Source organism: Jannaschia pohangensis (assembly GCF_900113875.1).
GTDB classification, from domain to species: Bacteria; Pseudomonadota; Alphaproteobacteria; order Rhodobacterales; family Rhodobacteraceae; genus Jannaschia; species Jannaschia pohangensis.
In genome coordinates, this window is sequence record NZ_FORA01000009.1 from 24,921 (window position 1) to 50,639 (window position 25,719).

The following is a 25,719-nucleotide window of genomic DNA, read 5'->3' on the forward strand; positions in this document are numbered from 1 at the left end:
ACACTCTGAGTCGCGGCAAGTGTAAACTCGGCCAATCAGCCTTCGTCGCGCTTCAGAATGTCGTATTTCCGAAGCTTCACATAAAGCGACTGTCGCGACAGGCCGAGCATGTCGGCGGCGGCCACGCGATTGTTGGACGTCAGCTCTACCGCAGCCTCGATGCACATCTTCTCGATGACATCGGTGGTGCGGGCGACGATATCCTTAAGCGACTGTTTTCCAATAAGATCGATGACCGATCCCATATCGACCGACCCGCTTGGCGGCTTGGCGCGCACGGCATCGACCCGGCTGGCATCTCGCATCACGAGGGCAAAGATCGTCTCGCTTCCGGCCCGCAGGCGGGTGATCGAAATCTCGACCGGACGCGCGCCGCCATGGGCGCCGATGATCTTGGTGGCAAAAAGCCGCAGCACGCCGGAGCGTTCCGCATTCTCCAGCAGGATCGAGGCATCGACCCCGCCCCGGTTGAGAAACTCGGCCAGGGGCCGACCCCGCACGTCCTGCTCCTGACCGATGTCGGCCAGATCGAGGAAACTGCCGTTGGCACTCAGGATTGCACCATCGGCGGCGGTAAAGATCATTGCATCGGGGCTGTTGGCGAAGAGGCCCGCCAGACGGTCCTCCATCGGGCCGCCCACTTCGCGGCCCGCGCGGCGACGCTCCACCCGGCAGAGCAGCATATGCGTCCCCGACGTGCGGAACGACGACGGAAAGACATCGACGTCCATCCCGCTCGCCGCCAGTTGCGCCGTCACCTTGCCTTCGCCCGCGGCGGCGACATCGATCAACCGGTCGGTCAGATCCTCGTCGCCCTCGCGGTGCAACAGGGCGTGCAGCGGGCTTCCGGCCAGAACATCCTGACGCCGCCCGAACAGGCTGGCGGCGGCGGCATTCGCCTCGGTCACTTCGCGGCGCGCGACGTTCACGAACAGACAGGCCTCGGGCTGTGCGGCCATCAGGACGCGCAGGCGGGTTTCGGTGTCGCGTTGCTTTTCGTAATCGCGTTCCAGCGAAATCTGGATCGAGACAAGCTGCTGCTGCATCTCGGCCATGGGGCGCAGGTCGCGCCCGAGCATCAGGATCTCGCCATCGGCTCCGATGCGGTGAAAGCTGTAGGAGACCGGCATCTCGTGGCCGTCACTGCCCAAACGGTGGTTCAACTCGGTCAACGGCACTGCCGCGCTGCCCTGCCGCAGTGTCGCCAGGCACCTGTCGAATTTGACCAGGCTTTCGCGGTTCAGATAGTCCCGCATCGGCTTGCCGACCCACAACGACATATCGACGCCCGGATTGAGCGTCGGCTTGGCACGAAGTTCAAGGATCCGCCCGTCGGATCGCAGCAAAAGCGCAAGGTCGGAAATCCCCGAGATCAGCCCGGACATCAGCTCCGCTTGCGCATCGGGCAGCATGCCGCCGAACCAGGCTTCGGCGGCCCCGCCTGCGGGACTCATGTCACGGACCGCAGGGTCGGCGGTCCGTTTGGCATCGTCGCGGCCCGACATGACTGCAGGACCTCCTCGATGTCATTGGTCACGAGGTCGGCGCCGGTCCGACCCAGAAGCCCGTGCGCCGTTCCGATGATCCCGCCGCCAAGCGCCACCAACGGCGCGCGGCCGAAGGTTCGGCTTTTGATGACGCAGGCCTGAAGCTTCGCCAGGCTTTCGCGACCCGTCGCGGAAATCAGGACGACGTCGAAATCGCGTGTGTCGGGCATTTCCGCAGGATCGAGCAGCGCCCTGACGCAAAGACCCCGGCGTCGCAATTGCGACGCAAGGACGAACATTCCCAGGGTGTGCTGCGCCCCTTCGGGCACCCGGATCAGAATGCGCAATCGCGCCAATGCACCACAGCGCGGCGGGATCGGCGTGCAATCTTCCAGCCAGCGGACGATCCCGGCCAGACGGCTGGACGCGATCGAAACCGTCGCCCAGTTTAGACGATCTTCCAGCCAGGCATCGCCCAGAACGCGGGCGGCGGCCGGGATATAGAGGTCGATGATATCCTCGTCGCGGACAAGGGCCGACCGCATCTGATCGACGACAGCGCGAAACGCCGTCGGATCGGCATCGCAGGTCGAGGTCACGAACCGCTGCAACAGAGGTTTGCGCACCATCCTGCGGCTCTCTTCGGCGACTTGGGACAACGCATCCTTTGCGACCCGGGCCAACTCGTCGAGAGGCATCAGTTCAGTCTGATGGTGAAGCGGTTGCAGCTGCGAATCCTCCCTGGAGGGGGTGAGCGAATTGCCCCTCTCCATCGTCACCGATGCTGCGGTAAGTGTCAAACAATACTGACATTCTTCACGGCGGTGCAGAGCAACCCTTGTTTTCTTTGTCTTTTACCGGAAAATTCCTGCAATGATCGGCTCCCCTTCGGATCGCGTATGTAAATCAACGTTGACACATTGCGGGCCGAGTGACACCTTTCCAGCAAGCAAACGTCGGGGGGATAAGATGTCAGACGTCACGTCAGACGCCACACGGCGACAAGCACCGCAAACCGGACTCTACACGCCCGAGCAACGGGCCCGGCGCGATGCAACGGTCTGGACCACGGTTCAGGGCATCTTGGCGCCGCTTCAATTTCTGGTCTTTCTCATCTCCCTGATTCTGGTCGTCCGCTTCCTTGTGACGGGCGAAGGCTACGGCTTGGCGACGGCCTCGATCCTGCTCAAAACCGCCGTTCTCTATCTCATCATGGTGACCGGCGCGATCTGGGAGAAGGTCGTCTTCGGCCAGTATCTTTTCGCCCCCGCCTTCTTTTGGGAAGACGTGGTCAGCTTCGGCGTCATCGCGCTGCATACCCTTTATCTATATGGACTTTTGACCGGAGCCATCGGGCCTGTCGCGCTGATGGTGATCACCCTGGCGGCCTATGCGGCCTATGTCGTGAACGCGGGTCAATTCCTGTGGAAACTGCGCACCGCGCGGCTCCAGTCCGACCGGGCCTTCCGCGCCGGGGTGACCGCATGACCCAGCATCTGTCCCCCCCGGCCACCGGCTGCCGCAGCACCCCGATCCTCAAGGAGCGGGGCCAGCGCGAGGTCTTCTGTGGGCTGACGGGAATCATCTGGCTGCACCGCAAGATGCAGGATGCGTTCTTCCTCGTCGTCGGGTCCCGGACCTGTGCCCATCTGCTGCAATCGGCGGCCGGGGTGATGATCTTTGCCGAGCCGCGGTTCGCCACGGCGATTCTCGAAGAATCGGATCTGGCAGGCCTGAATGACGCCCACGCCGAACTTGACCGCACCGTCACCGAACTTCTGGCCCGTCGCCCCGACATCCGGCAATTGTTCCTCGTGGGCTCCTGCCCGTCCGAGGTCATCAAGCTGGACCTGGGCCGCGCCGCCGAACGTCTGACCATGCAACACGCCCCCAAGGTTCGTGTCCTGAACTACTCCGGGTCGGGCATCGAGACGACCTTCACCGAAGGCGAAGACGCCTGCCTTGCCTCGATGGTGCCGGTCCTGCCCAAGACGGACGCGCGCGAATTGCTGGTGGTCGGCGCCCTGCCGGATGTGGTCGAGGATCAGATGCTGGCCCTTCTGGACGGTCTGGGCATCGGCCCCGTCCGACTGCTGCCCGCGCGGCATATCGACACCGAAACCGCCGTCGGCCCGAACACCGTCTTCGCGCTGGTCCAGCCGTTCCTGGGCGAAACCCACGCAGCGCTTGTGCGCCGGGGTGCCACCCATCTGGCCGCGCCCTTCCCCTTTGGCGACGAGGGCACGACCGCGTGGCTGGCCGCCATCGCCCGCGAATTCGGCGTCAGCGACGAGACATTCCGCGCCGTGACCGAAGCCCCCCGCCGCCGCGCGCGCCAGGCCATTGCGCAGGCGTCCGAGACGCTGAACGGCAAATCGGTCTTCTTCTTCCCCGACAGCCAATTGGAAATCCCTCTGGCCCGCTTCCTCGCCCGGGAATGTGGCATGACCCCGATCGAGGTCGGCTCGCCCTATATCCACGACGCGCTGCACGGCCCCGACCTCGACCTGCTGCCCTCCGGTCCGACGATTTCCGAAGGGCAGGACGTCGACAAGCAGCTTGACCGCTGCCGCGCCGCCCGGCCCGACCTGACCATCTGCGGCCTTGGCCTCGCCAATCCGCTGGAGGCAGAGGGGCTGTCGACGAAATGGGCCATCGAACTGGTCTTCACCCCCGTCCACTTCTACGAACAGGCCGGGGATCTGGCCGGACTGTTCGCGCGCCCGCTCAAGCGCCGCGCAGTGCTGGAGGCGGCGGTATGAAACTGACCGTCTGGACATACGAAGGGCCGCCGCACGTGGGCGCCATGCGCGTCGCGACCGCGATGAAGGGCCTGCACTACGTGCTGCATGCGCCCCAGGGCGACACCTACGCCGACCTTCTGTTCACCATGATCGAGCGGCGCGACCACCGCCCGCCCGTCACCTACACCACCTTCCAGGCGCGCGATCTGGGGGCCGATACTGCGGGCCTCTTCCGCACCGCCTGTCAGGATGCCTATGACCGCTTCCAGCCCGAGGCGATCATCGTCGGCGCGTCCTGCACCGCCGAACTGATCCAGGACGACCCCGGCGGTCTGGCCGAAACGATGGGCCTGCCGATTCCGGTCATCGCGCTGGATCTGCCCAGCTATCAGCGCAAGGAAAACTTCGGCGCGGACGAGACGTTCTTCCAGATCGTCCGCCATCTCGCCAAACCCTGCGACCGGACCGAACGGATCAGCTGCAACCTTCTGGGGGCCACCGCCCTTGGCTTCCGTCATCGCGACGACGTGGCCGAGATCACCAACCTGCTCTACGAGATGGGCATCGAAGTGAACGTGGCCGCCCCCCTGGGTGCCACCCCCTCCGACATCGCCCGCATGGGGGCCGCGCATTTCAACGTGCTGCTCTATCCCGAAACAGGCGAACTGGCGGCGCGGCATCTCGAAAAGACCTTTGGCCAGCCCTATACCAAGGTGGTGCCCATCGGCGTGGGTGCCACCCGCGATTTCATCGCCGAGATCCGCGCCCTGTCGGGCAGCACCGCGACGCTCGACACCAATCCCCTGCGTCAGACGTGGTGGACACGCTCGGTCGACAGCACCTACCTGACCGGCAAGCGCGTCTTCATCTTTGGCGACGGCACCCACGCCATGGCCGCCGCCCGCATCGCCCGCGACGAGATGGGGTTCGAAGTGGTGGGCCTTGGCTGCTACAACCGCGAATACGCCCGGCCGGTCCGCGCCATGGCCAAGGACATGGGCCTCGAGGCGCTGATCACCGACGATTACCTCGAGGTCGAGCGCGCGATCGAGGCAGCACAGCCCGAGATGATCCTGGGCACCCAGATGGAGCGCCATATCGGCAAGCGTCTGGGCATTCCCTGCGCCGTCATCTCGGCCCCCGTCCACGTTCAGGATTTCCCCGCCCGCTATTCCCCGCAAATGGGTTTCGAGGGCGCGAACGTCATGTTCGACACGCTGATCCATCCGCTTGTCATGGGGCTGGAGGAGCACCTCCTCCACATGTTCCGCGAGGATTTCGAGTTTCACGACGCCGCCGGGCCCAGCCATCATGGCGGTCACGCCCCGAAGCCGACTGAACAGACCCAAACCCCCGTGTCAGAGCCTGAATCCGTCACGACCGGCGATGTCGTCTGGCTCCACGACGCGGAACGCGAACTCCGGAAGATCCCCTTCTTCGTGCGCGGCAAGGCCCGTCGCAACACCGAGGCCTTCGCCAGCGGCAGGGGCCTTTCGGAAATCTCGGTCGACACCCTCTACGAGGCAAAGGCCCATTATGCGCGATGACGTGATGCATACTCCCTACCGCGTTGTCGTGGTGACGCTGGACCGGCATATCGCCGGCCCCGCCAGCCGGTCCGCGCCCGTCCTCGAGGCCGACTTCCCCGGTCTTCAGGTCAGCATCCACGCCGCCGCCGAATGGGGCAAGGACGCCGCCGCACTGGACGCCGCCCGCCGCGACATCGCGCAGGCCAATATCATCGTGACCAGCGTCCTGTTCCTCGAAGACCATGTGAACGCGATCCTGCCCGATCTGTTGGCCCGCCGCCCCGCCTGTGATGCGATGGTGAACATCGTCTGCGATCAGGCGATCGTGCAGCTGACCAAGATGGGCGACCTCGACATGTCGCGCCCCGCATCGGGCGCCATGGCCCTGCTGAAAAAGCTCAAGCCGTCCAAGACGGCGGGCAAGACCGGCAAGGACACGGTCAAGATGCTGCGCCGCCTGCCCAAGCTGCTGCGCCTGATCCCCGGAAAGGCGCAGGATCTGCGCGCCTGGTTCCTGTCGATGCAATACTGGCTCGGCGGGTCGGACGAGAATATCGACGGCATGGTCCGCTTCCTGCTGTCGCGCTATGCCAGGCGCGCCGATTGGCGCGGCGTCACCGCACCGCTGCCCATCGAATATCCGGAACTGGGCCTGTATCACCCCGACCTGCCGGGCAAGCACATCGTCAGCGACATCGCCGATCTGCCCGTGTCAGAGACCATTTCAGACAGCGGATCGACCATCGGCATCGTGATGCTGCGCAGCTATATCCTGGCCTCCGACACCGCGCATTACGATCACGTCATCCGCAGGTTCGAAGCTGCGGGCCACCGTGTCCTGCCGGTGTTTGCCGGGGGCCTGGACGCGCGCCCCGCCGTCGATGCCTATCTTGCCGGCAAGATTGACGCGCTCGTCTCCCTGACCGGGTTCAGCCTTGTGGGCGGGCCCGCCTATAACGACAGCGAAGGGGCCACGGCCATGCTGGCCGGTCTCGACGTGCCCTACGTCGCCGCCCAACCGCTCGAATTCCAGACGTTGCAGGAATGGGCCACCGGCGCCCAGGGCCTCAGCCCGATCGAGGCAACGATCCTCGTGGCCCTGCCCGAAATCGACGGCGCGACCAATCCGACGGTCTTCGCGGGTCGCCACGGCCCCGACGGCTGCTCGGCCTGCAAGATGCTCTGCACCACGCGCACGACGGTCAAGGCCATGGCCCCCTGTCCCGAGCGGATCGACGCGCTGGTCGACAAGACGACGCGCCTGGCCGCGCTCCGCCGCAAGAAGAACGCCGACAAGACGGTCGCCATCGTCCTCTTCGGTTTTCCGCCCAATGCCGGCGCCATCGGCACCGCGGCCTATCTTTCGGTCTTCGAGAGCCTTTTCAACACGCTCCACCGCATGGCCGCCGACGGCTATGACCTGACCCCGCCCGAAACGGTCGACGATCTGCGCGAGGCCGTCCTCAAGGGCAACGCCGCGCAATATGGTCAGGAGGCGAATATCGCCGCCACCGTCAGCGCCGACCAGATCGTCGCCCGCACGCCCTGGCTCGACGAGATCGAGGAGGTCTGGGGCCCGGCCCCGGGCCGCATCCAGAGCAACGGGCGCGAGGTCTATGTCCTGGGCGCGACCTACGGCAAGGTCTTCGTCGGGGTGCAGCCCACCTTCGGCTATGAGGGTGACCCGATGCGCCTTCTTTTCGAACGCGGCTTCGCTCCCACCCATGCCTTCAACGCCTTCTATCAATACCTGCGCCACGACCTGAACGCCGATGCCGTGCTGCACTTCGGCATGCATGGCGCGCTGGAATTCATGCCGGGCAAACAGGTCGGCCTCTGTGGCGCCGACTGGCCCGACCGGCTGATGGGCAACATGCCCAACATCTATCTCTATGCCGCCAACAACCCGTCCGAGGCGACGCTGGCCAAGCGCCGCACCAATGCCGTCACCGTCACCTATCTGACGCCGCCGTTGCAGAATGCGGGTCTCTATCGCGGGCTTTCCGACCTGAAGGACAGTCTCGCGCGCTGGCGCGAAACCACCGGCGACCGGAGCGAACTGGAAGAGCTGATCGCGGAACAGGCCGCCGCCGTCGACCTCTCCGGTGCGCCCGAAACGCTCTGGCTGCGCCTGCTCGAAACCGAAGAGGCGCTGATTCCCGAAGGCCTGCACATCGTCGGCAAGACGCCCTCGCCCGAAACCGTCGAGGCGACGCTGAACCAGATGACCTTCGCCGATGCCGAGGCCCGCGCCCGCGCCCGCAAGGCGATGACCGGCAGCCACGAACTCGACGGCCTCGCCCGTGCCTTGTCTGCCCGCTTCATCGCGCCGGTGCCGGGCGGCGACGTGATCCGCGCGCCGGAAATCCTGCCCACGGGCCGCAATATCCACGCCTTCGACCCGTTCCGCATGCCGACCGCCTTCGCGATGCGCGACGGCGCGAAACAGGCCGATGCCCTGCTGGCGACCCACGATGGCCTGCCCCGGTCGGTCGCGCTGGTCCTCTGGGGGTCCGACAACATCAAGTCGAACGGCGGACCGATCGCACAGGCGCTGGCCCTGATGGGCTGCACCCCGCGCTTTGATGCCCACGGTCGGCTCTGCGGCGCCGACCTCGTGTCGCTCGAAACCCTGGGCCGGGCGCGGGTGGACGTGGTGATGACCCTCTCGGGTATCTTCCGCGACCTCTTGCCGCTCCAGACCAAGCTTCTGGCCGATGCCGCGCTCAAATGCGCCATGGCCGAGGAACCCGCCGCGATGAACCCGATCCGCGAACATGCACTGGCCCACATGGCCCGTTCCGGTTGCGACATGACGACGGCGGCGCTGCGGGTCTTTTCCAACGCCGAAGGCGCTTACGGCGCCAACGTCAACCAGCTGGTCGACAGCTCCGCCTTCGATGACGACGGCGACCTGGCCGACGCCTATCAGGCCCGCAAGAGCTTTGCCTACGGCACCGACGGCGAGGCGAGCGCGCAGCCCGCCCTGTTGCAGGACACCCTCGCCACCGTCGATCTGGCCTATCAGAACCTCGAATCCATCGAACTGGGCGTGACCACGGTCGATCACTACTTCGACACCCTGGGCGGCATCGCGGCGGCTGTGAAACGCGCGCGGGGCGGTCAGGAACCCGCCATCTATATCGGCGATCAGACGCGGGGTCAGGCGACCGTGCGCACCCTGGCCGATCAGGTGGCGCTCGAAACCCGGTCGCGCAACCTGAACCCGAAGTATTACGAACCGCTCCTCCAGCACGGGCACGAAGGCGTGCGCCAGATCGAGGCGAATATCACCAACACGCTCGGCTGGTCCGCGACCACCGGCAAGGTGGAGCCCTGGGTCTATGCCCGGCTGACCGAAACCTTCGTGCTTGATGACGCGATGCGCAAACGCCTCGCCGATCTCAGCCCGCAGGCCTCCATGCGCATGGCCAACCGCCTGCTGGAAGCCTCCGACCGCAACTACTGGCAGCCTGATGCCGCCACGCTGGCCGCACTTCAGGACGCCGCCGACGCCATCGAAGATCAATTGGAGGGGGTCGCCGCAGAATGACCAATCGCATGTCCCCCGGAAAGGCCGATACATGAGCCCCCTCGACAACATCCCCCTTCTGAAAAAGGCCGCGGGCCTCGATGGCGAAGGATCCGTCCAGGTCCATCAGGACGACAGCGACAAGATCGAGGGGGCCAAGGTCTTTTCGGTCTACGGCAAGGGCGGGATCGGCAAGTCGACCACCTCGTCGAACCTGTCGGCCGCGTTCTCCAAGATGGGCAAGCGGGTCCTCCAGATCGGCTGCGACCCCAAGCACGACAGCACCTTCACCCTGACCGGCATGCTCCAGCCGACCGTGATCGACATCCTGAAATCGGTCGATTTCCACGCCGAGGAGCTGCGCCCCGAAGATTACGTGACCGTCGGCTACAACGGCGTGAAATGCGTCGAGGCGGGTGGCCCGCCGGCCGGCACCGGCTGCGGCGGCTATGTCGTGGGCCAGACGGTCAAGCTGCTGAAACAGCATCACATGCTGGAAGACACCGATGTCGTCATCTTCGACGTTCTGGGCGACGTGGTCTGCGGCGGCTTCGCGGCCCCCCTGCAACACGCCGACCGCGCCCTGATCGTGACCGCCAACGATTTCGACAGCATCTACGCCATGAACCGGATCATCGCCGCCGTTCAGGCCAAGTCGGCCAACTACAAGGTGCGTCTGGCCGGCTGCGTCGCCAACCGGTCCAAGGACACGGATGAGGTCGACCGCTACTGCAAGGTCGTGGGCTTCAACCGCATCGCGCATATGCCCGACCTCGACGCGATCCGCCGGTCGCGCCTCAAGAAGAAGACCCTGTTCGAGATGGATGCCGACGAAGACATCATCGCCGTGCAAAAGGAATACATCCGCCTGGCCGAGACGTTGTGGAACGGGACCGATCCGCTGGCCCCGGCCCCCCTGCCCGACCGCGAGATCTTCGAGCTTCTGGGGTTCGACTGATGTCCTATGACGCCACCCTGACCCGGGTCGAAACCTATTTCGACCGCACCGCCACCAAGGCGTGGGAGGCTCTGACCTCCGACGCGCCGGTGTCGGGCGTGCGCGCCACCGTGCGCGCGGGACGGGACCGGATGCGCGCCATCCTGCTCAGCCAGATGCCCCGCGACCTGTCGGGTCTGCGCATTCTCGACGCGGGCTGCGGCACCGGGGCGCTGGCCCATGAGATGGCGCTGCGCGGGGCCGAGGTGGTCGCCATCGACATCTCGCCGCAACTGGTGGACATCGCGCGCCGCCGGGCACCCGACGGAGTGCAGATCGATTTTTGCACCGGCGACATGCTGGACCGGGGCCTTGGCACCTTCGACCACGTCACCGCCATGGACAGCCTGATCTATTATTCCGAGGCCGACCTTGCCGACGCGCTCGACGCGCTTGCGACGCGGGTCACCGGCTCGATCCTCTTTACCGTCGCGCCGCGCACCCCGCTCCTGATGGCGATGTGGCGCGCGGGCAAGATGTTCCCCCGTGCCGACCGCTCGCCCACCATGGTGCCGCAGTCCCATGCCCGCCTGTCGCGTCGCATGGCCGCGACGCTGACCCCGGTCACGCGGGTCACCTCCGGCTTCTACATCTCTCACGCCCTGAAGGTTTCGGCATGATTTTCGGTCGCAATACCGTCAAGCGCCTGTCGCTCTCGATGCTGCCCTTCTCGGACGCGGTCAGTGCGCAGCTGCCCCTGAGCCAGCTTCTGCGCCTGTCGCTGTTTCAGGTGTCGGTCGGCATGGCCGCCGTCATGCTTCTGGGCACGCTCAACCGCGTCATGATCGTGGAGCTGAAGGTCGCCGCCACCATCGTCGCCCTGATGATCGCCATTCCGGTTCTGGTGGCTCCGTTCCGCGCGCTTCTGGGCTTTCGCTCCGACACCTATCGCTCGGCCATCGGCTGGAAGCGCATTCCCTACCTCTGGTTCGGCTCCATGTGGCAGTTCGGCGGCCTTGCGATCATGCCCATGGCCCTGCTGGTGCTTTCGGGCGATCAGGCGGCCGGACCGGAATGGGCGGGCACCGTCGGCGCGGCCCTGGCCTTCCTGATGACCGGCATCGGCATGCACATGACCCAGACCGCCGGTCTGGCGCTCGCCGCCGACCGCGCCACCGATGAAACCCGGCCCCAGGTCGTCGCCCTGCTCTACGTGATGTTCCTTGTCGGCATGGGCATATCCGCCCTGATCGTCGGCGCGCTTCTGACGAACTTCAGTGCCCTGCGCCTCGTGCAGGTGGTACAGGGTACGGCGGTCGCGACCCTCCTCCTCAACGTCATCGCGCTGTGGAAACAGGAAAAGGTCAACCCCATGACCCGCGAGGAACGCGCCGCCCCCCGCCCCGCCTTCCGCGCGGCCTGGGCCGATCTGACGGCCCTGCCCGATGTGGCACGCCTTCTGGTCGTGGTCTTCATCGGCACTTTGGCCTTCAACATGCAGGATGTCCTGCTGGAGCCTTATGGCGGCCAAATCCTGGGCCTTTCGGTCAGTTCGACAACGCTCCTGACGGCCGTCTGGGCGCTTGGCGCATTGGTGGGCTTCGGGCTGGCCGCGCGCTGGCTCAAGGTCGGCCATGACCCCTACCGCCTGGCGGCCCGGGGTATCCTCGTGGGCCTTGCCGCCTTCAGCGCGGTGATCTTCGCCGCCCCGCTGGCCAGCCCCGCGATCTTCTATGCGGGCGCGGCGGGCATCGGTCTGGGCGGCGGGCTTTTCGCGGTCTGCACCCTGACCGCGATCATGGCCGTCGACACCGAAGGCACGGCGGGCAAGGGCCTGGCGCTCGGGGCCTGGGGCGCGGCACAGGCCACCGCCGCCGGCTGCTCCATCTTCATCGGGGGCGCGGTGCGCGACGGGGTCAATGCCCTGGCCATGTCCGGCACCCTGGGCGAGGCGCTGGCCAATCCCGCCACCGGCTACTCGCTCGTCTACCACCTCGAAATCGCGCTGCTTTTCGCCACGCTGGTCGCCCTCGGCCCGCTGGTGAAATCGCGCGGCCTGACCAAGCAAACCGCCCGGCCCATCGGCCTGGCCGAATTTCCCACATGACTACCCTCGGAGGATAAACCATGCTCGGCACCAACTTCTTTGGCACTTTCGATCTGGCCAGCGCCGCGATCTGGATGTTCTGGATCTTTTTTGCGTTGCTCGTCTTCTATCTGCAGACCGAAAACATGCGCGAAGGTTATCCGCTGACCGATGACGACGGCAAAGAGGCCGCCAACCAGGGGCCCTTCCCGCTGCCCAAGGACAAGACCTTCCTGCTGCGCGATGGCCGCGGCGAAGTCACCGTCCCCTCGGGGGCGCGCGGCGACCGCGACAACCTCGCGCTGGAGCGGACGGGCGTGGCCAACGGCCTGCCCTTCGTGCCCACGGGTGATGCGATGGTCGACGGCGTCGGCCCCGCCTCCTGGGCGCCGCGCCGCGATGTGCCAGAACTGGACGGGCACGGCCACGTCAAGATCAAGCCGCTCTCCCAGATCGAGGATTTCCACATCTCGGCCGGCATCGACCCCCGTGGCAAGGCTGTGCAGACCGGCGACGGCGAAGTCGTGGGCCGCATCATCGACATGTGGGTGGACGTCCCCGAGCAGATGGTGCGCTACCTCACCGTCGATCTGAACCCCGAAGGATCGGGCCAGACGCGCCTGATCCCGATGAACTTCGCCCGCATCCGCAAGGACCGGGTGCAGATCAAGTCGCTCTATTCGCACAACATGGCGAACATCCCGACGACCAAGTCGGGCGATCAGGTGACCCTGCTCGAGGAAGACAAGATCATGGGCTACTTCGGCGGCGGCACGCTCTATGCCGATCCCAAGCGGCTTGAACCGCAGATCTGACCGACCCGGGGCCGCCCCGGACCGGCGGCCCCGTTCCATCCACCTGCCAGAGACTCACCAAGGGGGCGACCATGCACCACGATGATTTCAAATTCGAACCCGTGCGCGGCCTCCCCGAGGCATTGCCCAAGGGCGAGCACATCCTGTGGCAGGGGTCGCCCGCGCCGCTGCGCCTGGCCAAGGAAGCCTGGAAACTGAACTGGGTTCTGGGCTATTTCGCCGTCCTGGCGGTCTGGCGCACCGGTGCCTCGCTCGCCATGGGCCACCCCCTGACGGAATCGATGGCCCATGCCGTCCCGCTCCTCCTCCTCGGGGCGATTGCCGCGCTGATCGTGACCGGCATGGCCTGGGTGCAGGCCAAGGCCACCGTCTATACGCTGACCAACAAGCGGGTTGCCCTGCGCATCGGCGCGGCGCTGACCATGACGCTGAACCTGCCCTATACCTGTATCGCCAACGCCAACCTGGCGCGCACCAAGGGCGGGCATGGCACCATCGCCTTCGACCTCGTCAAGGACGGGGCGCGTATCTCCTACCTGATGACCTGGCCCCATGTGCGGCCCTGGCGCTTCAACCCGGCACAGCCGGCCCTGCGCGCCATTCCCGATGCGGCCAAGGTTGCCGCCATCTTCACCGAAGCCGCCGAAACGCGGATATCCGAGCCGCGTATCACGCAAGCGCCGATGTCCGCGGGCGTGGCCCTAGCCGCGGAGTGACCCCGATGCAATCGACCACATCTTCCCTCGCCAACCAGATGAAGCATCGCGACCGTGAAATGGTCCCGCGCTTCCTCGTGGTGTCCATGTTCGCGCTGATGGCGGCGGCCCTGGCCCTCGTGGCCTTTGCCCAAGCGACCAACCGCCCGCTCGAAGGGGTCCATGCCGTGACCCCCATCGTCCAGGAATTGTCCGTCACCCTCGAAGGCACCCGGTCGACCGGGGTTGCCGTGATCGACGAAGACGGCCGCCAGCTGGCCCATTCCACCGAAGACAAGCGCGGGTTCATCGACGTGATCTGGGTCTCGGTCATGCGCGAACGCACCGTGCAGCGGGTCGAAGGGAACGCCCCGATCCGCATCACCCGGCAGGAAAGTGGACATATTGTCCTGATCGACGATTCAACGGGGTGGTCCATCGCCCTGATCGGCTACGGTAAAGACAACGTCGCCGCTTTCGCAGACCTCCTTTCGTAACCCCCACCATCCAAAGGACGACCAATCCATGGGACTGATGACAAGAACCAGAGAGACCGCACCCTGCAGGGTGACCATCTCGCACCGCTTCGAAGAGCTTTCGGCTCACGTGAAATTCCTCAACGGCGCCGTCGTGAACCCGGGCGACACCGTCCAGGTCGAAGGCCCCGAGATCATGGCCGCCTATGGCGAAGTGGTCGAGGAAGACCGCATCGCCACGATCACCCGCGCTTCGGCCATCGAACGCTTCTGGACGCGCCAGACAGGCGATTTCGAATTCATGGAGCTTTGCGAATTCTCTTTCTCCGAGGAGGTGCTGTCATGAACAAGCCACAGCATTCCGCGTTCGCCGAGACCGCCGAAGACGCCATCGCCGCCCAGGACGCGACCGCCAAGGCCGAAGACCTGCGCCTCGGCATCACCTCCGAAGAGGCGACGCAGGTCGCGATGCAGAACACCCTTCTGACCCCGCGCTTCTATACCACCGACTTCGAGGAGATGGACGCGATCGACGTGACGCCCGTCCGCGAAGACTGGGACAAGCTGATCGGCCAGATGAAATCCGACCCCAACAAGGGCCATTTCAAGAAGAACGACGATTGGGTCGTCGATTGGGAAGGCATGGATCCCGCCCTGCGCGCCGAATTCATCGACTTCCTGATCTCGTCCTGCACCGCCGAGTTTTCGGGCTGCGTGCTCTACAAGGAAATGAAGCGTCGCGGCTCGAACGAGGACATCACCACCCTGTTCCAGCTCATGGCCCGGGACGAGGCGCGCCACGCGGGCTTCATCAACGACGCCCTGCGCGAGGCGGGCATCCGCGTGAACCTCGGCTTCCTGACGCAGCAGAAGAAATACACCTACTTCCGGCCCAAGTTCATCTACTACGCCACCTACCTGAGCGAGAAGATCGGCTATGCCCGCTACATCACGATCTTCCGGCACCTCGAAAAGCACCCCGAGCATCAGTTCCACCCGATTTTCGGCTGGTTCCGCGAATGGTGCAACGACGAGTTCAGCCATGGCGAGGCCTTCGCGCTCCTGCTCAAGACCGACCCCAAGCTGACCTCCGGGATCAACCGCTACTGGATCAAGTTCTTCCTGACGGCGGTCTATTCGACCATGTGGGTGCGCGACCATCAGCGCCCGCTGTTCCACGAGGCCCTGGGCGTCGATACGACCTGGTATGGTCAGGAAGTCTTTGCCAAGACCTCCGAGATCTCCAAGCAGGTCTTCCCCTTTACCCTCGACATCGACCACCCGCGCTGGCGCCCGAACCTCGACCGGATGGAGGCCGCCTCCCGGCAGGTCGCCGCCGCCAAGAAGCGGGGCGGCATCGAAGGCTTCGTGTCGCGCGTGGCGGGCATGGCCAAGGCGACCTTCGCCTTCGTCTCGCTCTACACCATCCCGGTCGTTCCCAACGAGGTCCCCGAAAGCCCCCGGATGGAGCCCGCCTACTGATGTTCGAGACAGCCTGGATCGCGGCCCTTGTGGCCCTCTTCGCCTGGTGGTTCTCCACCGGGGCGATCCTGCTGCTCGTGCGTCGCTCCGACATCAGCGCGCCCGACGCCCACGGGCGCTCGGTGGTGCTGACCGTGCCCTTCCTGGCGCTTGGCGTCGCCGCCCTCGTCGTCTCGGCCGAGGCGCATACGGTGGCCAACGTCTACCTGTCCTTTGCCGCGGTCCTGCTGATCTGGGGCTGGATCGAACTTGCCTTCCTCGCCGGTGTCGTCACCGGCCCCGAACGCCGCCCCTGTCCGCCGGGCCTGTCCAGCGGCACGCGCTTCCTGCGGGCCTGGACCACTGTGTCGCACCATGAACTGGCGCTTCTGATCGGGTTCTTCGCCGTGGTGATCGTCACTGTTCCGGCCGAAAACACCATCGCGCTCTGGTCCTACGGCCTCCTTCTGGCGGCGCGCATCTCGGCCAAACTGAACCTCTTCTTCGGGGTGCCGCACATCAACACCGAATTCGTCCCGCGCCCGCTCGCCCACCTCAAATCCTACTTCCGGACCGGCCCGATCACCGCGGCCTTTCCGATCGGCGTCGTTGCGCTCTGCCTGACGACCGCCTGGTTCGGCGCGCAGCTCGCCGCCGCCACAAGCCCGGCGGAAACGGTGGGCTTTGCCCTGCTGACCGCCCTCGCCGGCCTTGCCGCACTTGAACACTGGCTGATGGTCATCCCCCTGCCCGACGCCAAACTCTGGAGCTGGATGATGCCCGCTCCGACGACACACCACGAAGGGACCGATCCATGAATTTCGACAACCTGTTTTCCGCCCAATTGGACGCCCTGAAATCCGAAGGCAACTATCGCTACTTTGCGGAACTCGAACGCAAATGCGGCAAATTCCCTCGCGCCGCCAACCATCACGCGGGCGAAAAGCGCGACGTGACGGTGTGGTGTTCGAACGACTATCTGGGCATGGGCCAGCACCCCAAGGTGATCGACGCCATGTGCGAGGCGGTCAAACGCACCGGCACGGGCGCCGGCGGCACGCGCAATATCTCGGGCACCAACCACGACCACCTTCTGCTGGAGGCTGAACTGGCCGACCTGCACGGCAAGGACGCCGCGCTCCTGTTCACCTCGGGCTATGTGTCGAACTGGGCGGCGCTGTCGACCCTGGGCTCCCGCCTGAAGGATTGCATCATCCTGTCGGACGCGGGCAACCACGCCTCGATGATCGAAGGCATCCGCCATTCGCGCGCCCAAAAGGTCATCTGGCGTCACAACGACGTCAAGGATCTGGAGGCCAAGCTGGCCGCCCTGCCCGCCAACGCGCCCAAGATCGTCGCCTTCGAGTCGGTCTATTCCATGGACGGTGACATCGCGCCTATCCGCCAGATCGTCGAAGTGGCCGAGAAATACGGCGCCATGACCTATCTCGACGAAGTCCACGCCGTCGGCCTCTACGGCCCGCGCGGCGGCGGCGTCTCCGAGCGCGAGGGGCTGGCACACCGCATCACCCTGATCGAGGGCACGTTGGGCAAGGCCTTCGGCGTCGTCGGCGGCTATATCACCGGCTCCGCCCCGCTGTGCGACTTCATCCGCAGCTTTGCCTCGGGTTTCATCTTCACCACCGCCCTGCCCCCCGCTGTGGCTGCCGCCGCCCGCGCGTCGATCCGCCACCTCAAGGAGAGCAGCACCGAGCGCGAACAGCAGCAGGCCCAGGTCGCCCGCCTCCGCGCCGCCCTCGACCGCGAGGGGATCCCCCATATGGCCAACGACAGCCATATCGTGCCCGTCATGATCAAGGACCCGGTCAAGACCCGGATGCTGGCCGATTACCTGATGGACGAATGGGGCATCTACGTCCAACCCATCAACTACCCGACGGTCCCCAAGGGGACGGAGCGTCTCCGCTTCACCCCCTCACCGCTCCACAGCGATGCCGACATCGATCATCTGGTGACCGCGCTCAAGACCCTCTGGCGGCAGTGCGCCATCGCCCACATGACCGCCTGAACAGTCTCTGACGCGGCGGTCAGACCATCCTGACCGGCGCGCCATACTCCGCCAACCGACTGTCCGCCGTCAGGAGCGGACAGCCCTCGACCGATGCCTGCGCGATCAGCATCCGGTCGAAGGGGTCGCCATGCACCGGCGGCAAGGCCCCGACGGCCAGCGTATGCGGTGCAGTGATCGACAGTTCGCCGTATCCCCCGGTCAGCAACCCTTCGCGCAGCGCCAAGGCCGAGACAGTGAAATCGGCCCGGCCCAGTCCGGACTTGATGACCACTTCCCAAAGCGATGCGACCGAAAACACCGGCTCCGACGCGACGTCCCCCAGATAGTCTCTCACAAAAGGCGTAAGCCGGTCAGACCCGGTCGCCGCCCAAAGCAGAAGATGCGTGTCCAACAGGGCCCTCATGCGCCGCCGAAGGCCGTCTCGATCTGATCCTCGCCCATGGTGTCGAAGTCATCGGGCACCTTGGCCCCGGCCAGAAACCCGATGCGCCGACCGGTCAGGTCGGCGGGCTCCAGCGCCACGACCTTCACCAGCGGCTTGCCCGCACGCGCGATCACGAAAGGCTCGCCGCCCAGGGCGGCCTCGACCAGCCGGGACAGGTTCGTCTTGGCGTCATGCATATTCACGGTCTTCATCGCGTCCTCCGGGCTTAGCCCGCTTAACTTAGTTTATCTCGCCTCGAACTTCAAGATTTCCCCGCGGGGAAATCACCGCCCCAACTCGGTGAAGAAGGCCTCGATCGCGCGTTCCAGCTTGTCACGGTCAACCGCCGCGAAATCCATGTCGGCCCGCATCTCCATCTTGCCGTCCGTCGCGGTGCAGCGCACCCCCGGCCCCACCGGCACCGACAGACCCACCCTGCCCCGCCGCGCCGCCTTGGGCGCGCCCCGCGTCTTGGCGGGCAGCGGCGCGCTTTCCCGCTCCAGCGCACGACGCAGGATCGCCACCTCCTCCTCCGCGGTCCGGTCCGGCGCCTCGCGCAGCGCCCCGATGATCCGCTTGAGCGCCTCGGGCGCGCCCTCGATCCGGTCGGCCAGTTTCAGGCCAAGCGACCGGGGCAAGGCGGGCGCATGGCTCAAGTGCTTGTCCATCAGCCGCAGGACCAGGGCGAAGCGCCGGATATAGCTCCGCTTCTGCGGCCCCACGGAGGCATAGAGCCGGTTCACCGCCTCATCCACGTCGCTGCACCCCTCCACCCGCTCATCGGCATAGGCCAGCGCCAGAGCCGCCATCTCGGCGAACGACACGCCCTTGCGGATCAGGTTTTCATCCACCATCCGCCGATAGAGCGCGGCCGCGCCCTGCCCCGCCGCGACCATGCCGGCGGGAATCCTGTCCCACTTGGGGTTGCCGGTTTCCTGCGACAGCTCTCGATAGGCCGACAGCCGCCGCAATCCCTCGACCAGTTCATAACGACCCCCAGCAACGGACTCGACCCGGATCGGGTTCGACAGCCCGACCTCGCGCAGCGACGCCTTCAGCTCTGCCAATTCCAGGTCGCCCGACCGCGCCCGGTCACGCGTCAGCTTGTGCGTATCGATCAGGTCGATGGGCACCAGGTCGGTGATCAGCCCCTCGCCCTTCAGCCGCACGAACTCATGGGCCAGCGCGTCGTTCTCGGCCCGGATATCCGCTTCAATGGCCTTACGATAGCGCAGCGCGTCGCCCGTCTCGCCGATCGCCGTGGCCATCGGTCCGCGCCTGCGACCGGGTGTGGCAGACTTCGTTTCGATCTCAGGGGGAAGGTCCGCGACCTCGGGCGTCTCCTCGGGGACGTCGATGTCGAACATACGGCGTTTGCGGCTCATTGCTCTTCCTCCAACTGCTTCCAGGCGGTCAGGACGTGACCGATGAATTCGCCATAGGCGGCATCGAAGGTCGACCGCGCCCGCCGCCACGTCTCCCGCGTCATGTCCCGGTAATCGATCTCATAGACCGACGACAGGAACCGCCCCGATTGCTCGACCGCGCGGGTGTGTTCGATGGGGTGCACCGTCATCCGCTCCCCGAACACTTTCCCGAAGGCATCTTTCATCGCGCGGTGCAGATCGTTCCCCGGCTCGTACCGCGTCAACAAAAACCGGACATCCAGAAACGCCTTCTTCGATTTCCCCGCGGGGAAATCCGTCCCCGCGTCGAAACCGTGGAGGTCGGCGAGGGCTTCGGAGAGTTGGCCGATGAAGGACGTCGTACTGTCGTACTCCCAATAGCCGGGACCGGAGGGGATATAGAGGATGTCGGCCGCAAAGACCGCATTCATCGACTGATAGCCGATGGCGGGCGGGCAGTCGAAAATCACGATGTCATAGGCGTCTGGCGGCAGGGCGTCGAGCCAGCGTTGGACGGCGGCAAAGAACGACCAGTCGGGGTTGACGTGCCGGTACTGGGCGCTCGCGAATTCCACGAAAGCCGCGTTGGCGCAGCTTGGCACGATGTCGATCGTTGACCAGCAGGTCGGGCGGATGAAGTCGCTGGCGCGCAGATCACTCAGACCCGTATCGGCAATCGACGCGGGCACGCGCCGTTGGGGCAGGGCGCGGCCACTTTCGGCACCTTGCGCAGCGCGATTCATCCGCTCCGTCTCGCGCATCAGGTCGCGGGCCATGATGCCCCAGACGGTGTGATCCTCGGACACGTCGTTGAGCCCCATGGAATGGCTGAGCGTGGCCTGCGGGTCGAAGTCGATGGCCAGCACCCGGTAACCATCCAGCGCCGCCGCATGGGCCAGATGCAGCGCAGTCGTCGATTTGCCGGCACCACCCTTGAAGTTCGCCACGGCACAGCGGATCGCACGCCGGTTGGCGGGCCGTTCGGGCATCAGCGAGCGCCGGTTAACCCGCATCCGGCGGCGCAGTTCGTTCACCTCGTCGAGCGAGAACCAGCGTTGCCGCCCGTCCGGCTCCACTTCGCCCGACGGCAGGCTCGGATCGGCGGCAAGGCGACCGCGAAAGGTGTTCTGATTCACCCGGAAAATCAGCTCCGCCACTTCCCAGGACGAAAAGCGCCGCAAGGTCTTTTCATGCCCGGGCGAAAAGGTCTGCTTGCGGATCCAGCCCTGCATTCGGAGCGACGCGTCGCGCAGCGCCTCCAGGTCGGTATGGTCATACATCTGCCGCCTCAACGTTATTATGTTCTGAATTCCGAAATACGCCGAATTTGACTTTCACGCAATCCTCCGGACATGATAGGGTCAGATCCCATTTCCCCGCGGGGAAAGACCCTTGAAGACGCTTCAACAGGGCCTTGACCGATTCGCAGGACTGAGACTGAAACTGGCGCGGCAGCACTCGATCTTGAGGGGACATCAGGAGGCTTCCCCCACAGCTTGAGGGGACATCAAGCGCGAATGGGGTGACAACCTGAGCGTCCCCCTATACCAACCGCATACCGGATTCTTTTTTGCAGTTGGCTTCGATTATTCGAAGTCTGGCGAATCTCTTGACACATCGACCCGTCTCAACGCTAATCCGACAAGATCGACGAAGAGCGATGGATTTCGGCGCAAATGCTGAAAGAGGCGAGAGACAGTGATGACCAGACACCCCGATGGACCAGGGTCGATGTCATGATCCGGCGTGACGCACGACCGGTGACCGGCGTCCATGCTCCGGCGTTCAAATACGACCTGCTGACGGCGCTTGGCACCTATGCCTGCACTGGCGACAAGCATCGCACCCGACTCGTGATCCGGTTCATCACCCTTGTAACCGCGCGCTATGACTGGCGGGCCGATACGCTGACCACGGGCCAGCGCGAGATCGCGCGAATGTGGTCGGTGGATGAGCGGACGGTAAAACGTGAGATGGCCAGGCTGCGTGAGATGGGGTGGCTTGTGATGAAACGGCCGGCGGCGCGGGGGCGGGTGGCGTGTTACGGTCTGGGCTTGCAGACCCTGCTGGCCGATACACGGGACGTCTGGGCGCTGGTCGGGCCTGATTTCGAGGCTCGAATGGCGGGCCCGGACCTGATCGCGACCTCGGACAAGGTGATCGCCTTTCCGCGCGTGGTGTCGGAAGGGGCAAGCCCCTGGGATGACCTCTGTGCCCGCTGGCACGGTGTGGATCCCGCGACGCATCTGGCCTGGATCGCGCCGCTGAGCTTCGACGGGTTTGACGACGGCGTCCTGAGCCTGCGCGCGCCGACGGGGTTTCACGCGAGCTTCGTGCGCACACACCATCTGGGCGACTTGATGGCCCATGGGCGGAGGGTCATGCCCGGCCTCACCGAAGTGCGGATTTCACCGCGTTAGAGACTGTTTTGCCGAAAGACGATGCGGAAAGCCGTGCCCGTGGGCGAGGGGGCCAGCGTGATGGTTCCACCATTCGCCTGAAGCAGGGCCGAGGTGATGGCGAGGCCCATGCCGGTGCCCCCGGACTCGCGTCTGGTGGTGAAGAAGGGGTTGAAGATACGAGCGCGGTTGCCGTCGGAAATGCCGCTGCCGTCATCCTGTACCGTGATTTCGACGCCTCCGTCCCGGCGCGTGGCGCGGATCGCCACTTCGGAGGCGCCATGGCGTGCGGCATTGTCGATCAGATGGTCGAGGACGGCCTGCAAACCGTCTCTGGCCAAGGGGATCTGTACATCCTTGCCGTCGATTTGCAAGGAAGGTGGGCCCTTTAGTGCAAGGTCGGACAGGCGGGTTTCGCCCCGGTGATCGGCCTCGCGCGCAGCCGTCACCCGGGCGAGGGCGGCCAGCTGCGCCTCGATCCGCAGGGTGGCGGTGCCGATCTGGTCCAGAAGGGTGCGGTCATCGGGGGACAGGCCACTGTCCGACAGCAGTTCCGAGGCGGCACGAATGGCGGCGACGGGGCCCTTCACCTCGTGCGTGACGTGATCGGCAAAGCTGCGGACCGAGGATTCGCGTGCCTGAAGCACCTGCGCCATGGCCATGACGTTGGTGCCCATCTCGTGCAGTTCCGGCGTGCCGTAGTGGCCCGGGGCCGGGGGCGCGGTGCCGGGCCGGACGCGCACCTGAGCGGCATAGGCGGACAGATCGCGCACCGGGCGCAGAAGCAGGCGGAGCATGAGCCACCAGGGGATCAGCGTCAGTGCGGCAATGGCGAGGGCGAGGCTGATCGCGGCCTGGCGAAAGCCGACGACGGGGCCCAGATAGCGCAGCGCGATGAGCCCCAGAAGCGACAGCACGAGTGTGCCCAGAAGCGCGCCGCCGAGGACAAGGGCCAGGGGCGGACGCCAGCGACGGCTCATGCTGAGAGGCCCACGCCGACCCCATGGACCGAGCGCAAGGCATCGGGTGCGCCAGCCTCGGCCAGTTTGCGGCGCAAGTTGCGCAGATGGCTGTCGAGGGTGCGATCGGAGACGCCGCTGCCCAGGCCCCAGATACGGTCGACCAGTGTCGGCCGGGCGATGAGCTGCCCCGGGCTGGCCATGAGATGCGTCAGGATCTGGCGTTCGGTGCCGGTCAGGTCGACCTCGGTCCCTGCGACCGACAGGCGATGCGCGGCGGGGTCAAGCTCCAGCAGGCCATGGCGCAGAAGCGGCGCGGCGCGCCCGGTGCTGCGCTTGAGAATGGCACGGATGCGGGCGACCAGTTCGCGCGGGCTGAAGGGTTTGGTGACATAGTCGTCGGCGCCGAGTTCGAGGCCCAGAATGCGGTCGATTTCGTCATCCTGCGCGGTCAGGAACAGGATGGGCACGTCCGATCTGGCACGCAGGCGTTTGCAGGTCTCGAAGCCGTCCATCTCGGGCAGGCCCACGTCGAGGACGATCAGGTCGGGACGCTCCCGCGCTGCATGGGTCAAAGCCTGCGCCCCGTCGGCGGCGGTGATCGTGGCGAACCCGGCCCGTGTCAGGGCAAGGGAGACGAGATCGCGCAGCTGCGGGTCATCGTCGGTCACGAGGATCTTCTGGGGCGTGGTCATCGGCGGACACCTTGCGTTGCCGGTGCGGTATAGCGCGATGCGCGCCAGTCGCGGAAGGTCCAGTCGCGCCAGCCGTCGATGGTCAGGTCATGGGAGCAGCCGGTGATGGGGCCGGTGTTGGCGGGAAGGGTGCAGAGATAGCGCCAGTCGGGTTCGTCCAGGGCGACGTTGTGGCGGGCGATGATCGCGCCGAAGTTCACGAAACAGGCGGTATAGAGCGTGACGAGGCCAAGGAGCGTGCAGCGGACCATCAGCCAGGCGGTGGTGTGGTTGCGCAGCAGGCCCCAGGCGGTCAGGACAAGACCCGCCGCGACGACGCCCATCCAGACGGCGGCATGGATGCGCAGGTAGGTCAGGCCGAGTTCGCCCACGTAGATGTCGAGCCGCGCCACGGCGGAGGCGGTGGCCAGCAGGTTCTGCGCCAGCCACAGCAGGACGAGCGCGCGCAGGATCGGGTGACCGGCGACGAAGGGCCGGGCGGCGGCGGCGAAGACCCCGGCCAGCAGGGCGGTCGCGAGCAGGGGATAGGCCCCCCGGTGGGCGTATTCCGCAAGGCTGATCCCCGAGGGCAGGTCCGCGCCGGACCACAGATAGGCGATGTCGAGGCCGCTCTGCACGGCGATCATGGCGTTGAAGACGACCAGCGCGCGGGCCACGGCGGGCCCGTTCAGAAAGGCGGGCGTGCGCCAGTCGAGGGGTCGGTCGACGACGGCGGGTGTGGGTTGCAGGAACGGCCAGACGATCAGCGCGAGACCGCTCCAGAACATCAGGCGCGCGGGGGAGGGGCCGTCGGGCAGGCTGAGCAGGCCATCGAAGACCGGGTTCGATTCGAGCAGAAGCGCCGCCAGCACGAGCGCGCCGCCAAGGGGAAGCGCCCAACCGGTCGCGAGGTGGGTCAGTCGGCTGCGATCGACGGTGGGTTTGCGCAGGTCCCGCGCGGCGTCCAAGCCGTCGATGGGCAGGCGGTAAAGGATCGACAGGAGCCGTCTGGCGACGCTGCGCGCCAGGGTCATGGGGCCAGAGGGGCCGTCCAGCAAGGTGATCGACAGGGCCAGGCCCGCCAGCAGGATCGCGACGGACAGGGTCTGAACTGTCTCTATCACGGGCAGAATGGCGAAGAGGAGGGTGAGGAGGGGCAGGGCAAGGCCCGCCGTGGCTCCGATCGTCACGATGGCTGCGGCGAAGACCGCGACGGCGAAGAGGGCGAGGGACAGGCCGGGGGCCGCGTCCCAGAACAGAAGGTCTCCAAGGGCGATCAGGGCCAGCAGAAGGGCCGCGCCCTCGACCCCGCGCCGACCTGTGGTGCCGGGGGTGACAGGGCCGGTCGGGGGCGGAGGAGGGGCGGCTTCGCCCGCCTGGGTCATCCACCACCCGTCTTGCGCCAACCTGCGGGGAAGGCCCCGGATCAAGAGATGCTCGGCCATGCTGCGTCCTTTCTGCGACGACGTTTCCCGCAGGATGTCGCCCGGCCCGGGTGCAGGCGCAGTGCATCGGTCGTGCAGGGGTCGTGCAGATCAGGGTGCGAGCGCCGCGCGGATCGCCGTTTCGACGCGGGGCGCGTCTTCCTCGTGGGCGAGGTGGCCAAGACCCGGCAGGCTGACGTGGGTCGCATGGGGCATCCGTGCGGCCAGATCGGCAGAGACGCGGGGCGGCACGGTGTGGTCGCGGTCGCCAGTGATCAGGGTGACCGGCGTTTGCATCTCCGGCAGGCGCGCCAGGAGGGGGTCGAGCGACCATTGCGCCATCATTGCCAGGGTTCCGGCCACGTGATCCCGGTCGCTGACCAGACGGCGATAGAAGCGCAGGTCGTCAGATGGCAGATCGGAGCCGGTACCCGCGATCAACCGCTCGACCGACCCGGGGCGCGTTGCCGAGGCGGTGAACATCGTGGCGACGAAGGGCAGGGCCGACAGAGCCTTGGCCATGAGCGGGAAGAGCACGCCCGCGACGCCCGAAAACCCGCTGACGGCGGCGTTGAGGCCGATGACATGCGGCACGGGGCGGAGTTCGGCCAGGCGCAGCGCGATGGCCCCGCCGGCGGA

25 protein-coding genes are annotated in these 25,719 nt (G+C 66.0%); 15 read left to right on the top strand and 10 right to left on the bottom strand.

Going from position 1 to position 25,719, the window contains the following annotated elements:
• Positions 1-35: 35 nt before the first annotated feature.
• Together ppsR and BM002_RS18375 are read right to left on the bottom strand one after the other, a co-directional pair.
• Positions 36-1,454: a transcriptional regulator PpsR gene (gene ppsR / locus BM002_RS18370; RefSeq protein ID WP_175484965.1), complete on the bottom strand. Its 1,419-nt coding sequence runs from the start codon at positions 1,452-1,454 to the stop codon at positions 36-38.
• Positions 1,451-2,287: a cobalamin B12-binding domain-containing protein gene (locus BM002_RS18375; RefSeq protein WP_139212421.1), complete on the bottom strand. Its 837-nt coding sequence runs from the start codon at positions 2,285-2,287 to the stop codon at positions 1,451-1,453. Before BM002_RS18375 ends, ppsR begins: the two co-directional genes overlap by 4 nt.
• A gap of 169 nt (positions 2,288-2,456) precedes the next feature.
• On the opposite strand from BM002_RS18375, the gene bchF reads away from it, so the two are divergent.
• The 14 genes from bchF (at position 2,457) to hemA (ending at position 17,791) form a co-directional block, all read left to right on the top strand.
• Entirely contained in the window at positions 2,457-2,975 is a 519-nt protein-coding gene (gene bchF / locus BM002_RS18380; RefSeq protein WP_092784952.1) for a 2-vinyl bacteriochlorophyllide hydratase, read from the top strand.
• On the top strand, positions 2,972-4,249 hold the full coding sequence (locus BM002_RS18385; protein ID WP_092784955.1) for a ferredoxin:protochlorophyllide reductase (ATP-dependent) subunit N: 1,278 nt from the start codon (positions 2,972-2,974) through the stop codon (positions 4,247-4,249). Before bchF ends, BM002_RS18385 begins: the two co-directional genes overlap by 4 nt.
• Entirely contained in the window at positions 4,246-5,778 is a 1,533-nt protein-coding gene (bchB, locus tag BM002_RS18390; RefSeq protein ID WP_092784958.1) for a ferredoxin:protochlorophyllide reductase (ATP-dependent) subunit B, read from the top strand. The genes BM002_RS18385 and bchB overlap by 4 nt, the downstream gene beginning before the upstream one ends.
• Positions 5,768-9,313: a cobaltochelatase subunit CobN gene (locus BM002_RS18395; RefSeq protein WP_092784961.1), complete on the top strand. Its 3,546-nt coding sequence runs from the start codon at positions 5,768-5,770 to the stop codon at positions 9,311-9,313. Before bchB ends, BM002_RS18395 begins: the two co-directional genes overlap by 11 nt.
• Positions 9,314-9,344: 31 nt before the next feature.
• Positions 9,345-10,250: a ferredoxin:protochlorophyllide reductase (ATP-dependent) iron-sulfur ATP-binding protein gene (gene bchL / locus BM002_RS18400; protein WP_092784964.1), complete on the top strand. Its 906-nt coding sequence runs from the start codon at positions 9,345-9,347 to the stop codon at positions 10,248-10,250.
• Positions 10,250-10,909, top strand: a complete 660-nt coding sequence (gene bchM / locus BM002_RS18405; RefSeq protein ID WP_092784967.1) for a magnesium protoporphyrin IX methyltransferase — start codon at positions 10,250-10,252, stop codon at positions 10,907-10,909. The genes bchL and bchM overlap by 1 nt, the downstream gene beginning before the upstream one ends.
• The gene (locus BM002_RS18410; protein WP_092784970.1) at positions 10,906-12,336 is read left to right on the top strand and encodes an MFS transporter; all 1,431 of its coding nucleotides are present in this window, start codon (positions 10,906-10,908) and stop codon (positions 12,334-12,336) included. The genes bchM and BM002_RS18410 overlap by 4 nt, the downstream gene beginning before the upstream one ends.
• 20 nt (positions 12,337-12,356) lie before the next feature.
• Positions 12,357-13,130 (top strand): photosynthetic reaction center subunit H, encoded by a 774-nt coding sequence (gene puhA / locus BM002_RS18415; protein ID WP_092784973.1) that lies wholly within the window; start codon positions 12,357-12,359, stop codon positions 13,128-13,130.
• Positions 13,131-13,201: 71 nt separating this feature from the next.
• A complete protein-coding gene (gene puhB, locus BM002_RS18420) occupies positions 13,202-13,846 on the top strand; it encodes a photosynthetic complex putative assembly protein PuhB (RefSeq protein WP_092784976.1) in 645 nt (214 codons plus the stop codon).
• A 5-nt stretch (positions 13,847-13,851) separates the two neighbouring features.
• Positions 13,852-14,322, top strand: a complete 471-nt coding sequence (gene puhC / locus BM002_RS18425) for a photosynthetic complex assembly protein PuhC (protein ID WP_092784979.1) — start codon at positions 13,852-13,854, stop codon at positions 14,320-14,322.
• A gap of 28 nt (positions 14,323-14,350) precedes the next feature.
• On the top strand, positions 14,351-14,647 hold the full coding sequence (locus tag BM002_RS18430; RefSeq protein ID WP_092784982.1) for a hypothetical protein: 297 nt from the start codon (positions 14,351-14,353) through the stop codon (positions 14,645-14,647).
• Positions 14,644-15,783, top strand: coding sequence for a magnesium-protoporphyrin IX monomethyl ester (oxidative) cyclase (gene acsF, locus BM002_RS18435; RefSeq protein ID WP_092784985.1), 1,140 nt, complete (start codon positions 14,644-14,646; stop codon positions 15,781-15,783). Before BM002_RS18430 ends, acsF begins: the two co-directional genes overlap by 4 nt.
• Positions 15,783-16,580 carry a putative photosynthetic complex assembly protein PuhE gene (puhE, locus tag BM002_RS18440; RefSeq protein ID WP_092784988.1) on the top strand — a complete coding sequence of 266 codons (798 nt, stop codon included), beginning with the start codon at positions 15,783-15,785 and terminating at the stop codon, positions 16,578-16,580. The genes acsF and puhE overlap by 1 nt, the downstream gene beginning before the upstream one ends.
• Positions 16,577-17,791, top strand: coding sequence for a 5-aminolevulinate synthase (hemA, locus tag BM002_RS18445; RefSeq protein WP_092784991.1), 1,215 nt, complete (start codon positions 16,577-16,579; stop codon positions 17,789-17,791). The genes puhE and hemA overlap by 4 nt, the downstream gene beginning before the upstream one ends.
• Positions 17,792-17,810: 19 nt before the next feature.
• On the opposite strand, the gene BM002_RS18450 is transcribed toward hemA, so the two are convergent.
• The 4 genes from BM002_RS18450 to BM002_RS18465 form a co-directional block, all read right to left on the bottom strand.
• Complete coding sequence (locus BM002_RS18450; protein ID WP_245749322.1) at positions 17,811-18,185, bottom strand: type II toxin-antitoxin system VapC family toxin; 375 nt, start codon at positions 18,183-18,185, stop codon at positions 17,811-17,813.
• 8 nt (positions 18,186-18,193) lie between these two features.
• Entirely contained in the window at positions 18,194-18,430 is a 237-nt protein-coding gene (locus tag BM002_RS18455) for a type II toxin-antitoxin system Phd/YefM family antitoxin (RefSeq protein ID WP_092784996.1), read from the bottom strand.
• Between the two features lie 72 nt (positions 18,431-18,502).
• A complete protein-coding gene (locus BM002_RS18460) occupies positions 18,503-19,603 on the bottom strand; it encodes a ParB/RepB/Spo0J family partition protein (RefSeq protein ID WP_092784999.1) in 1,101 nt (366 codons plus the stop codon).
• Complete coding sequence (locus BM002_RS18465) at positions 19,600-20,904, bottom strand: AAA family ATPase (RefSeq protein WP_092785002.1); 1,305 nt, start codon at positions 20,902-20,904, stop codon at positions 19,600-19,602. Before BM002_RS18465 ends, BM002_RS18460 begins: the two co-directional genes overlap by 4 nt.
• A gap of 456 nt (positions 20,905-21,360) precedes the next feature.
• Between BM002_RS18465 and BM002_RS18470 the strand changes: the two genes are divergently transcribed.
• Positions 21,361-22,044 (top strand): hypothetical protein, encoded by a 684-nt coding sequence (locus tag BM002_RS18470; RefSeq protein WP_092785005.1) that lies wholly within the window; start codon positions 21,361-21,363, stop codon positions 22,042-22,044.
• Here the strand turns inward: BM002_RS18470 and BM002_RS18475 are convergent.
• The 4 genes from BM002_RS18475 to bchO all read right to left on the bottom strand — a co-directional run.
• Entirely contained in the window at positions 22,041-23,003 is a 963-nt protein-coding gene (locus BM002_RS18475) for a sensor histidine kinase (protein WP_092785008.1), read from the bottom strand. The two genes, BM002_RS18470 and BM002_RS18475, sit on opposite strands and share 4 nt — an antisense overlap.
• Entirely contained in the window at positions 23,000-23,677 is a 678-nt protein-coding gene (locus tag BM002_RS18480; protein WP_092785011.1) for a response regulator transcription factor, read from the bottom strand. The genes BM002_RS18475 and BM002_RS18480 overlap by 4 nt, the downstream gene beginning before the upstream one ends.
• Positions 23,674-25,101 (bottom strand): DUF4153 domain-containing protein, encoded by a 1,428-nt coding sequence (locus BM002_RS18485; protein WP_092785013.1) that lies wholly within the window; start codon positions 25,099-25,101, stop codon positions 23,674-23,676. The genes BM002_RS18480 and BM002_RS18485 overlap by 4 nt, the downstream gene beginning before the upstream one ends.
• A 90-nt stretch (positions 25,102-25,191) precedes the next feature.
• A partial coding sequence (gene bchO, locus BM002_RS18490; RefSeq protein WP_139212422.1) for an alpha/beta fold hydrolase BchO occupies positions 25,192-25,719 on the bottom strand: 528 nt, incomplete at its 5' end.

Bases quoted from the DNA above. Each gene is read 5' to 3' on its own strand.
- BM002_RS18485 (WP_092785013.1), bottom strand. From the start codon at position 25,101: ATGGCCGAGCATCTCTTGATCCGGGGCCTTCCCCGCAGGTTGGCGCAA.
- puhC (WP_092784979.1), top strand. From the start codon at position 13,852: ATGCAATCGACCACATCTTCCCTCGCCAACCAGATGAAGCATCGCGAC.
- BM002_RS18460 (WP_092784999.1), bottom strand. From the start codon at position 19,603: ATGAGCCGCAAACGCCGTATGTTCGACATCGACGTCCCCGAGGAGACG.
- bchF (WP_092784952.1), top strand. From the start codon at position 2,457: ATGTCAGACGTCACGTCAGACGCCACACGGCGACAAGCACCGCAAACC.
- BM002_RS18465 (WP_092785002.1), bottom strand. From the start codon at position 20,904: ATGTATGACCATACCGACCTGGAGGCGCTGCGCGACGCGTCGCTCCGA.
- BM002_RS18480 (WP_092785011.1), bottom strand. From the start codon at position 23,677: ATGACCACGCCCCAGAAGATCCTCGTGACCGACGATGACCCGCAGCTG.
- puhB (WP_092784976.1), top strand. From the start codon at position 13,202: ATGCACCACGATGATTTCAAATTCGAACCCGTGCGCGGCCTCCCCGAG.
- BM002_RS18475 (WP_092785008.1), bottom strand. From the start codon at position 23,003: ATGAGCCGTCGCTGGCGTCCGCCCCTGGCCCTTGTCCTCGGCGGCGCG.
- BM002_RS18385 (WP_092784955.1), top strand. From the start codon at position 2,972: ATGACCCAGCATCTGTCCCCCCCGGCCACCGGCTGCCGCAGCACCCCG.
- puhE (WP_092784988.1), top strand. From the start codon at position 15,783: ATGTTCGAGACAGCCTGGATCGCGGCCCTTGTGGCCCTCTTCGCCTGG.
- ppsR (WP_175484965.1), bottom strand. From the start codon at position 1,454: ATGAGTCCCGCAGGCGGGGCCGCCGAAGCCTGGTTCGGCGGCATGCTG.
- bchL (WP_092784964.1), top strand. From the start codon at position 9,345: ATGAGCCCCCTCGACAACATCCCCCTTCTGAAAAAGGCCGCGGGCCTC.
- BM002_RS18410 (WP_092784970.1), top strand. From the start codon at position 10,906: ATGATTTTCGGTCGCAATACCGTCAAGCGCCTGTCGCTCTCGATGCTG.
- bchM (WP_092784967.1), top strand. From the start codon at position 10,250: ATGTCCTATGACGCCACCCTGACCCGGGTCGAAACCTATTTCGACCGC.
- BM002_RS18395 (WP_092784961.1), top strand. From the start codon at position 5,768: ATGCGCGATGACGTGATGCATACTCCCTACCGCGTTGTCGTGGTGACG.
- BM002_RS18455 (WP_092784996.1), bottom strand. From the start codon at position 18,430: ATGAAGACCGTGAATATGCATGACGCCAAGACGAACCTGTCCCGGCTG.
- acsF (WP_092784985.1), top strand. From the start codon at position 14,644: ATGAACAAGCCACAGCATTCCGCGTTCGCCGAGACCGCCGAAGACGCC.
- BM002_RS18430 (WP_092784982.1), top strand. From the start codon at position 14,351: ATGGGACTGATGACAAGAACCAGAGAGACCGCACCCTGCAGGGTGACC.
- puhA (WP_092784973.1), top strand. From the start codon at position 12,357: ATGCTCGGCACCAACTTCTTTGGCACTTTCGATCTGGCCAGCGCCGCG.
- BM002_RS18470 (WP_092785005.1), top strand. From the start codon at position 21,361: ATGATCCGGCGTGACGCACGACCGGTGACCGGCGTCCATGCTCCGGCG.
- hemA (WP_092784991.1), top strand. From the start codon at position 16,577: ATGAATTTCGACAACCTGTTTTCCGCCCAATTGGACGCCCTGAAATCC.
- bchB (WP_092784958.1), top strand. From the start codon at position 4,246: ATGAAACTGACCGTCTGGACATACGAAGGGCCGCCGCACGTGGGCGCC.